Raw genomic sequence first — 10,278 nt, forward strand, 5'->3', positions numbered from 1 at the left:
CGGCGGTGGCTGGCGGCGGCGCCGGCGCTCTGCCTGGCCGTAGGGCTTTATGCAACGTTGCAGCCTGGTCCGGCGCCCAAGGCCTGGCTTTCGACGCACGTCGCCGTCGGCGAGGGCGCGCTGGAGCTGCTTGGCGTTCGCTATCAGGTGGAAGAGCAGCGATTCCTGCACCTGTTCCCGTACTGGCTCATCCGCTCTCCTGTAGATGGGCGAATTCACTGGCGGCTCGTTGACGCCGAGGGACGCGTGGCGACGTCGATGAGCGGGGATGCTTTTTTCAACACGGTGCGGCTGGCGAGCGCACCTGCGTTGACGATCTTCGACGACGCCTATCAACTGGCGTTGCCGCCAGGGCTGGCGGCGGGCGATTACACGCTGGAAGTGGCCGTCGCTGCGCCTGATGAAACGCCTGTCTTCGTCGTCGCAGGCGCGCTGCAACTCCCTGACGTCCCTAGAACGGAATCGCCGACGATGCAGCCGCTTCAGCTGCGTTTTGGCTCCTCGCTCGTGCTGGATGGATGGAGCGTACGCGTGGATGGGCGCGCTGCGCCCGAAGAGGCTGCGAAGATGCTTGTGCTGCGCCCGGGTCAGACGCTCGACTACACCTTCTATTGGCGGGTGGACGCCGGCGTGGATGAGAACTACCACGGGTTTGTCCATTTGCTCGATCACACAAGGCGGGCCGCGCTTCAATACGATAAGACCGCCGGCTCTTTACCGGCGCCGTCTCGACTGTGGAACGCCTTTTATCCACAGCCCGATGGGTATCGGTTTGTCATCGGTGAAGAGACTCCCGGCGGACTCTATCATCCTATCGTCGGCCTGTATCGCTTCGGAGACGGCCAGCGATTGCCCATCACCGATGCAGCGGGGCAATTGCTCGGAACCGAACTTGCTTTGCCGCCGGTGAAGGTGGTCGCCCAACCGAAGGCTGCGCCTGCCCAGAAAGTCAACGTGCGGCTTGGCGATTGGGGGGAGCTGCAGGGATTCACGGTGACGCCGGACGCTGCGACCGTGGCGCCGGGCGACGTGCTGACGTTGACGCTCTTTTATCGTGCGAACGGCCCTGCTCCGCTCGACTACACGCGCTTCATCCATGTGCACAATGCGGCGCTCGGCATGGCGGCGCAACAGGACGCGCCGCCGCTCAACGGCGGCAACCCAACGAGCGCGTGGGTTGCAGGAGAGCAAATCGTCGAGACGGTTGCGCTGGCAATTCCGCTTTACGTGCAGGAGGGGGAGTATACGGTTTGGTTTGGCATGTATGATCCGGCGAGCGGAGAGCGGACGCCGCTGCGTGATGCAGCAGGGCAGCCGCTGCAGGATAATTGGGTTGCGCTGGTCAGCATAACAGTTAAACGATAAGTAGTCGAAAGCCTCTGGTTAGGTTCGCCTACTCACCTGGCTTGCTCACCTGAATTCTGGCTAACGGAATCAGACGATCGGGGAGCAGGGTTCCCTGATCGTCTGTCAGGATCACACGCTCGCCGTTCTCGGGATCGTACATGCCGATATTCAACATATATTCACCTGGCTTGGCGTCTTGCTTGACGCTAAGCGCCACCTGCTCGGCGATCACTTCGCCTGGTTGCCAGGTGTTCGTCGGGTTGCCGCCCCGAAGAGGCGGTTGATCGATCTGCGCAGCCATGCCGAGTTCAGAAGCATAGAGTTGGAAAAATTGTGTATATGAGCGTGCAGCAGGTTTCAGCCCCTCGTAGAAAAGCGTCAGCGTGATCGACGACCCGGGTTGCAATTCCGCCGTCTCCGGCGTCAAGGTGTAACCGAGCAATCGAGCGAAGTCGCCGTAGTTTATGCGCAAGGTGCGTTGGGGATTGGCTTTCTGAGACGCCGTGATTTTGATCGGCGCCAGATTAAAAGCGTCTTCTGTTTCACCGTTCGCCCCAATAACGAGGAAACGTTCCAGATCATCGTAATCGTAGAACCCAATGCGAGGATAGTAGAGTCCGCTGCTTGCATTGGCAGGGATGGTCAGCGGATACGTGTCGGATTCAGCGTAGGCTTGATCCCAGAAGCGCGGGCGCGCAATTTCCTGGCCGGGGATTTTATCGAACGCCGTCAGCGTCTGTTGCTCGTGGCTCACCAGGTGCACAAAGCTATGATAGTCCTCTGAAAGCTCCCGCAGAGCGCGCCAATACAACCGAACGATCAAACGGTCCCCTGGTCGCGCAGTGGGTGGCGCATCTTTCTTGAAATCTTGTTGCACGCCGTTCACCGCCAGTGTGTACCCCACCAGTTCGACTTGCTCGTGGCTCTGCGGATCGGTGAAAACGACGCCTACGGGGTGAAGCGCCGGGACGGGAGGCGCTTTGACGGCGCCAATCGACAACCATTCCGTTTTTTCCGTCTTGGCGTCAACGCGCACTTCCAATCGATAGTTGCTCGCCGGTGCGCCGATGGGCAGGGGAAGTCGATACCCATCGCGGATCACAGCGCCCGGCTGCCAACGCTGCGCCGGTTGTGTTCCGTAGTAAGGTGCGCTGTTGATCTGGCTCACCACAGCGCCTTGCTCGTTGACCAAGCGCCATCCAACGGAGAGATGCTCGAAACGCTTTGCGACATACCAGAAAGGGGTGATCAATAGACTCCGGTCATTCGGTGCGATGCTGGTTTGGTAACCGAGCAGGCTCAATCCCGACAGCGCTTCATGCTGCATGGCGATGAAGGGTTCGCTGCGGTTTTGTAAAGGCGACTTGAGCGCCAACGCCAATCCTAGCGCCGCCGCGAGAACGACAGTCGTCGCCATTTTTCGGCGCTTTCTGAGCAGCATGGCGGCAAGCATCAGGAGCGTGATGACGGACAACCATTCTGCGATGTTTTGCACCCAGGAGTCTGTCCAACCGATCTCGATGACATGCTCGCCGCCAGGGACATCGACGGTCACGAGCCCCAGCTGCGTGGAGGGATAGACCGGTAGAGAATTGCTCTGGTCGATGCGAGCGCTCCACCCCGGAAAATAGAATTGATTGAGTCGGAGCGTCGTCAGAACGTCACTTTGAACGCGCACTTTCAACGTAGTCGGTGAAACGTCTTCCAGGGAGACTTTTTGAGGGATGACGGCGTCCGGAGCGCTGTTAGGCGAGGTGTCCAGCACACTCATTGCACTTGTTTCGCCATCCTCCCTGACATCTGAGGCGGCGGCGTTTGCCAATCCGTCGAAAGCCTCCGCCCATTTGGGCAAGAATTCGCGGTGCCAGCCGGCGCCCCAAGCGCCATACCCCGCCTCATAGCGAGCGATGATGGCGGGGTCGATGGCGATGTCGTCGTAGATCGACGTATCGAAGAGAGCGACTGTCGGACGTCCGCCGGCGATCGCAAAGAGAATGACGAGCGTCGCCAGCGTTGCCTGCCCCCAGGCGCGCTGCGCCTGCGTGACGATGCCGCCGGTCACCAGCGCGGTGGCGAGGCTCACCACAGTTAAAAATCTCCAGGGGAATTGAACAATGCTGAGCAGCTCCACAGCGCGCCAGATCGGCAGGATCAAGGGCGTTGCGGCCAGCGTTGCCACGCCGCCAAGCGCCACCCAAAACCACCAAAGGGGCGAGCGCCGTCGCGTCAGCGTCAGCCCGCTGAGCGTCAGGAGCAGCTGCGCCAATCCGAGCCGAAAGGGAACGGAGCTCACCGAGTAGTCGTAAGGAAAGTTCGGCTCCAGGAAGCTCGCAAGCGACCACACATGCTCTTCGAGGCGGGGCGCGTTGAACGCCGATTTAGAAAGCAAGCCGCGTTCGGCGAGGAGCGGCGCCCAGAAAAATGCCGTAATCCCCGCTGCGACCAACGACCAGCCGAACAACAGGCGTACGCGTCGGAATTTTTCGGAACGAGCGAGTGGGGTGACCAGCAAAAATGTGATCAGATAAGGGCCTAAAAGCAACGGCAAGAGCAGCAACGTGATATTGTGTCCAAGCGCAATCCCTCCTAATAATGCAGCAGCGGCGATGATATAACGGTGAAACGCAGCGCTCGTGAAAATGCGTGCAATGCTCCAGAAGAGCCATGGCAGCAGCGCCTGCGCCAGCAATTCGGCCAAAGCCCCGCGCACGTACAGGTTGACGAGCAGGTACGGGGTGTACAGATAAGCTGCGCTTGCAGCGATTCCTGCCCAGTGAAATCGTTTGTCCGTAAGGTTGTAAAGATCGGAGGCCAGAACATACATGCCCCATCCTGCCGTCACCACGAGCGCCACCATCAGAATCGTCAATGCATATGGCAGCGGTGCGCCGGCAAGATGCAGGATTTCGGCAAATAGGTAGATGAAGGGCGCGTAAAAGTTAAACGTCGGATAACCATAGCCGGTCATCAAATCGGGCAGCCAGCGCGGAAAGAAATTGCCGGCGCGGATCTGTTCGTCGAGTAGGTAAAGACGAATCAGGTGGACGGAGGCGTCGTGGGTTTTAGGAAAACCTGTAGTAAGCAAAGGAATGAGCGCCGGGATCGACAATAGAACCACAACAACAAATGCGAGCCCATGACGCTGAACGACGCGCCATCCATGCCCACTGCGAAAATTCCTCACCATTTGCTCCGTAGGCGATTCACAGATCGACGAGCCCGAAGGAACTTTAGGGGGTGCGGGCGCATCGAAACCCATAAAGATTGTTGCTTCGTTCAGGCCACGTATTGATGCGGCGCGCAGTGCGCATGTAGTTGAAATGATTGTCCCATGCGCCCCCTCGCAAAATGCGATTGACGCCGCTGCTCGGCCCTTGTGGATTGACAGCAGGGGATTCGCTGTAATACGTGCTTGAATACCAGTCATTCACCCATTCGCGGACATTGCCGGCCATATCCATGACTCCGTATGGGCTGGCGCCGTCTGGATAGGAGCCAACCGGCGTTGTGTCGCCTACACAGTGAATTCTAGGCCCGCCGCTATGAAGGTCGAAGTTTCCTTTGGTGCAATCCAGCTCGGTGTTGCCCCAGGGATATACGCGCGTGTCTTCGCTGCCGCGTGCAGCTTTCTCCCATTCCGCCTCGGTTGGCAACCGTTTTCCTTCCCAGGTGCAAAATCGATTTGCATCATGCCAATTCACATAGAGAACCGGATAATTCGCGTATTCTTCATTGCCGTAATAAAAGGGGCGCGTTTCTGAAGTGATGGCTCTTGGCCGACGACAGACGCCGGCCTCGACGCACGCCTGATAACGGGCATTTGTCACTTCGTATTTGTCGATGTAATAGGCGTCGAGATAGACCGTGTGCAGCGGCAGCTCATCCGCCCATTCGCAGATGTCGGCGCTGTTGGTTTTATCACAGCCCATTTGGAAGGTTCCCGCCGGGATGAAGACTTCCTCGTATACATTCAATGTTGGCGTCGGCGTGGGTTCAACTCTGGACACTACGGGTAAATAAACCTGTTGTGATCGCATCACCAGGGGCAGATAGAGGCTCTCCGTCTCTTGCGCATGAAGGGCGTACACCAGGCTACTGAGAATAGCGCCCCATAAGGCGCACAGAATTGTAAATTGTGAGAGTCTCTTGAAGCGCATACTCATCTCCCTTCATCCAACGCCCTATCCAAGGTTGGGAATCAAAACGTTCTAAATTGTGGTGCAACGACGATGCTTCCCAATCGCCCGATTTCCTGTCCACTAACGGTAAGAAAATTCGTCATTGTCTCCGGCGCATAGAGCACTGCAGCCAGCGTGTACGTTCCTGCTTCGATCTCCGGCGGAATGAGCAACCCCAATCGCACATGCGCCTCGACAGAAATATCATTTTGGGCGACCACGTTGTCTGCGCTGTCAAGCAATCGCACGGAAAGTTTGAGCGGCTGGGGCTCCTGCGCTTCCATCTCCAGCTCAATCGGCAGCACTTCTCCAGGGCGCACCGACGAGAAGGTGCGAAGCGCTCGAATGGCGATCTCCGCCCAGGGTGAATCGACCTCCATTGCTTGTAAAGGTCGCGCTGGGCGTCCAAAGACCTCTAAGGTGGTGTCGCCTGAGGTCACGCTGCGGGCCAGGTAACTGTCGGCGGCGATGGCAGCGCGCGCCTCAAAATTGTAGCGGCTCACGACGAAAATGGCGCCCGTCATGCCGGCAAAGGGCGCCGGAAATGCACCGGTTTGATCGGGCATGAACACTCGGTTCGCCGCAAGGTCGTGCACTGCCGTCCACACAGCAATATCGCGGTCGCCGAAAATCAATGTCGCATACGGCGACCACCACGAATTGATTGCATCGGCGATCGGCGATGTTTCGATCAAGATCACAGGGTAGCGCTGCGGTTGACGAGGGCCGTCTCGCATATAAAGCGTTACGGTGTCGCCGTTTGGCAGCGGATAGTGTTTGACGGGGGCGTAAAGCTGCTCAAAGATCGCATCCCCCTGTTGAATGCGCCGGAGAATTGCTTGCGCCGCTGCACTCAGTTCAGGGTTTTCGCCGTCTTTGAGCAGAAGCCAACGATTCAATAATACGGAGCTCCAGCGGGCGTCTTGTTCGGTCAGGGCTTGAATCGTGACGTTTTGCCTGTGCAACGCCGCCAGGTAGCGCAGTTTGCCCCGATGAATTTCCCAGGTGTCGACCAGGACTCCTAATGATTCGGCATCTCCTTCAGGGTCTCCGATGGTGGCCAACACATCCGGACCGATCCAATAGCCGGGGTCGGAGGAGCCGCTCGCCGGCCAGGCGGTGTAATCGCCGTGCACCCAAAGCTGCGGCGACCGTTCGTAGAGGAAGGCGAGGGCGTCAAAGGTGTAGATCGACCATTGCACCAACAGCACGGCGAACCAGGTCGCAGCAAGGATGCGAGCGATCCGTTCTGGATAGGCGCGCAAGCTTTCGATCAGCAAAATGGCGACCAGCGGCAGCACAGGCGTGAGGTTGCGAGGATTAGATTGCGCAAGCAGCGTGAGGATGACGATGGCGCCGAGGACATACAACCAGTAAAGGATCACAAGCGAGCGCATTTGAAGCCATCCACGAAGCCCTCGCACCCATCCAACCAACGCAGCCGGAATGATCAGAAGCGTCGCCAGCGGCCCCATATGATGGCTGAGCCAGAAATTGAGATAACGGGTGTACGTGTCCGCTCGGAGGAGATCGAGCGCCTCCTGCGTCCCGCGATCGGTGCCAAAGGCCACGTCAGACAGGCGTGTGATGAAATCGATGCGCGGCAGATACCAGAGGCTGGCGATGGCCAGCGCAATCGATGTCGCCATCCAAAAATGGCCGACGCGACTGCGCGCCGTGAACAGCGCGTACAGCGCTGTCGCAAAGAAGATCGTCCAGAACGCCGGCAGCCAAGCGCCCAGAAACATCTCCTGCTTGGCGATAAAATCGCGCCCGGCCCATCCCCAAGTCCACGCCATGAGCGCGCCTATCCCAAAGGCCAGCAGCGCCGCAGGCCGGATGAAGCGAGCAGTTTGCAGTGCGTGACGCTGATCTCGCCAAAAAGACGATGCCCACAAGATGTAGGCAACCGGCGACGCCAGGTAAATCGGCGCCGTCCACTTGGCGAGCAATGCAAGCCCTAGCGCAACGCCGAACACGATCGACCAGCCCCGCTGCCGAAACTGTTGCGAACGCAGCAGCGCGTAAAACGCCAACAACAGCGGGGCTGTCAAACTATTTTCCATGTAATAGAGCCGCGTCATCGCCGTCGCCATCGGCAGCAGGCTGAGCAACGCCGCGGCGCCGACCGCGCCCCAGTCCCCTATGACCGGGCGGGCGAGCAAAAAAGTCAGACAAAGAATCACTGCAAACAGCGCAATATTCGGATATTGGGCCGAGTCCATGCTCGCGCCCCAAGTCGCATAGGCCAGCTGAGTGAGCAGATAGAGAGCCGGCGGACGGTAGTTGTCGAGGGTCAACGCCTGAAAAAGGCCGGGCAGGCCGCCTTGGGCAAGTGCGTCGGCGGTTTGAAGGGACTTTTCCAGGTGTCCCGCCGAGTCGCGCCCAACCAGCACGACGTTCACGCTCACCCAGTGAAGATGCGCCAGCGTCGTCAGCAAGATCAACAATGAAAGCGCAGCGCCAACAAGATAAAAATGAAAAGCAAGGCGAGATCTGTGCGTGGTCATGGATCGACTATCTGAATCGTTGTGAGCTTGACCTCCACCGGGCTTCCCTCAACACCGGAGGCGACGGGGATGTTGACCATCCGCTCGGCATCATAGAGGACCGCCACCAGCCAATAATTTCCAGGTTGGCTCTGCGGCGGTGCAAACAGTCCAAAACGCATGACCTCTGCAAGGGAACGGTCTTGGCTGGCGATGATAACGCCATCTGAGGCGATGAGACGCAAGGACAATTTGTATTGGGGAAGCCATTCGCCCCCAATTTGGGCTTCGATCGGCAAGACCTCGCCGCTGTGAATCTGCGACAATGTTTGCAACTTGTGCAGCTCGATTCCCTCCCATTGCGGCCCCATCGGTTGCTTTTCTTCGAGCGCATCTACGAATCCGTACAGTACAGCCCAGGCGTCGTCATCGCCAAAATCGACGCTGCGGAACGCCTGCTGATCCAACCACTGCTCCAACTCCAGCGCGTTTTGATCGAAGACAACGAATGCAGCGCCCTGCAGTGCGGGAAACTGGCCGCTCGGAGCCCCCTGCGCCGGATCGAGAACGATTACCGGCGTTTGCGCCGGATCGTGCATGCCCACCCAGACGGCGACGTCAGGCGTACTATAGATTAAAGGGATGTTCGGACGCCGCACTTCTTTGAGCCAGGCCGAAAGTTCGGCAGCCTTCGTCAGTCGAGTGAGGTCGGCGTCGGGATGGCCCGGTCCTTTCAAGCGGTGATAAAGATAGAGCGTATCCCTGTCGGGAAGAGGATAAGTTGCCACCTCGTTATAGAGGATGCCAAAGAGCGGATCTCCGGAAAAGATGCGCTCGATGACAGCCTGGCCTTCCACTGCCACGTTGCGATTGGCGCCGTCTTTGATTAAGACCCATGGCGCAGCCAGAACGTCGCGCCAGGCCGTAGACTCCGTTTCCGTCGCATCCTCAATGACGACATCCAGCCTTTTTTCTTCCACCAAATATTTAAAGACGCCGCGGTGAATTTGATGGGTGTTGACAAGCAAGGTCAGCCGTTGTGGGGCGTCGGAGTTTTGAACGATGGTCTCTAGGATGTGGGGCGCCACCCAATAGCCCGGATCCGTCTCCGAAACCGCCGGTTGTTTGAGGTACTGGCGCGATGCCCAGAAGGGCTGCGTGCTGCGGTAAAAGTCGAATGGCGCATCGACTGTATAGAGCAAGAGTTGCACGCCCAACACAGCGACCCAAACACCGCCGAACAACCAACGCAGGGGGGGCTGGTGTTGCCATAGTCCGATGGCGCACAGGATGGCCATGCCGGGTAGGACGGGGACGAGGTTGCGCGCATTTTGCTGCGCTATTAACGAAAGCACAATCAGTGCAGAAGCGATATTGAGCCAGAGAAGAGTTGCGGAGGGGTTGAGTGACTGTCGCCGGCTCCATGCGCGCAACCACGGCCACAACGCTGAAGGCGCAATCAGCCAGAAGGCCAGAGGGCCAAAGTGCGCAAAATAGAGATGACGGAAATAGCGCAGGTAATTGTCTGGATTGAGCAGGCCGGCGCCCTCCTGACCGCGCGCTTCATCCTCAATGAAAAGTCTGAGCCCGATATCAACGTGCGGAAGATACCAAAGCGAAGCGATCGACAACCCGACGAAAAGCGCCGCAACCAGGTTCGTCCGGCGCGACGAGGGCAACGCCAGCCCCAGTGTCGCCGGAGTTAAAATCAAGATCCACGCTGGCCACAGATACCTTCCCAACAAAAACGCCTCGGCCTGAAACCGATTGGGCCAGCACCAGAGCGTTGCGATCACAAACGCTGCAAGCAGCGCCAACAGAAGGCGCCTTCCTTGCCAGGCGGGCCACCGGCCCCTCAGGAAGTCGCTGCGGTTGCGCCACAACGCCCACAACACCGGAAGCCACAGATAGATCGGCGTCGTCCATTTGACCAGCAGCCCCACGCCCAGGCTGACGCCCCACGCCAGCGACCAGGAACGTCTGGCGAAGCCATCGGACTTGTGCAGCGCCAGAAGGTTCGCCGCAACCGCTGCGGTCAGAAACATCTCCGTGTAAAAGAGCCTGGCCATCGCCGCCATCATGGGCAAGAGGCTGACCAGCAGCGCAGCAAAGAGCCCCACCCGTCGATCGGCGATGGCTGCGCCGAGACAATAGGTGAGCACAATCACGACCGCCGACAGCGCAACGTTCAAATATTGCGCACCATCCATGGTGAATCCAAAAAGGTGGAGGAAAGGCTGCGCCGCAATGTACAGGCCAGGCGT

At 58.7% G+C, this 10,278-nt stretch carries 4 protein-coding genes and 1 pseudogene; 1 reads left to right on the forward strand and 4 read right to left on the reverse strand.

What is annotated here, in order from left to right; translation table 11 throughout:
* Window positions 1-1,365 (forward strand): annotated as a pseudogene (locus Q0367_RS20975) (hypothetical protein); the annotation flags it as partial.
* 28 nt (window positions 1,366-1,393) lie between these two features.
* Here Q0367_RS20975 and Q0367_RS20980 read toward each other — a convergent pair.
* The 4 genes from Q0367_RS20980 to Q0367_RS20995 all read right to left on the reverse strand — a co-directional run.
* Window positions 1,394-4,465 carry a 6-pyruvoyl-tetrahydropterin synthase-related protein gene (locus Q0367_RS20980; RefSeq protein WP_298984595.1) on the reverse strand — a complete coding sequence of 1,024 codons (3,072 nt, stop codon included), beginning with the start codon at window positions 4,463-4,465 and terminating at the stop codon, window positions 1,394-1,396.
* Between the two features lie 112 nt (window positions 4,466-4,577).
* Window positions 4,578-5,504 carry a formylglycine-generating enzyme family protein gene (locus Q0367_RS20985; protein WP_298984597.1) on the reverse strand — a complete coding sequence of 309 codons (927 nt, stop codon included), beginning with the start codon at window positions 5,502-5,504 and terminating at the stop codon, window positions 4,578-4,580.
* A gap of 41 nt (window positions 5,505-5,545) precedes the next feature.
* The gene (locus tag Q0367_RS20990) at window positions 5,546-8,035 is read right to left on the reverse strand and encodes a glycosyltransferase family 39 protein (RefSeq protein ID WP_298984600.1); all 2,490 of its coding nucleotides are present in this window, start codon (window positions 8,033-8,035) and stop codon (window positions 5,546-5,548) included.
* Window positions 8,032-10,278 (reverse strand): glycosyltransferase family 39 protein (locus Q0367_RS20995; RefSeq protein ID WP_298984603.1); only part of this gene is annotated, 2,247 nt, incomplete at its 5' end. The genes Q0367_RS20995 and Q0367_RS20990, both read right to left, overlap by 4 nt.

This window comes from uncultured Caldilinea sp., assembly GCF_937128415.1.
Classification (GTDB): Bacteria; Chloroflexota; Anaerolineae; order Caldilineales; family Caldilineaceae; genus Caldilinea.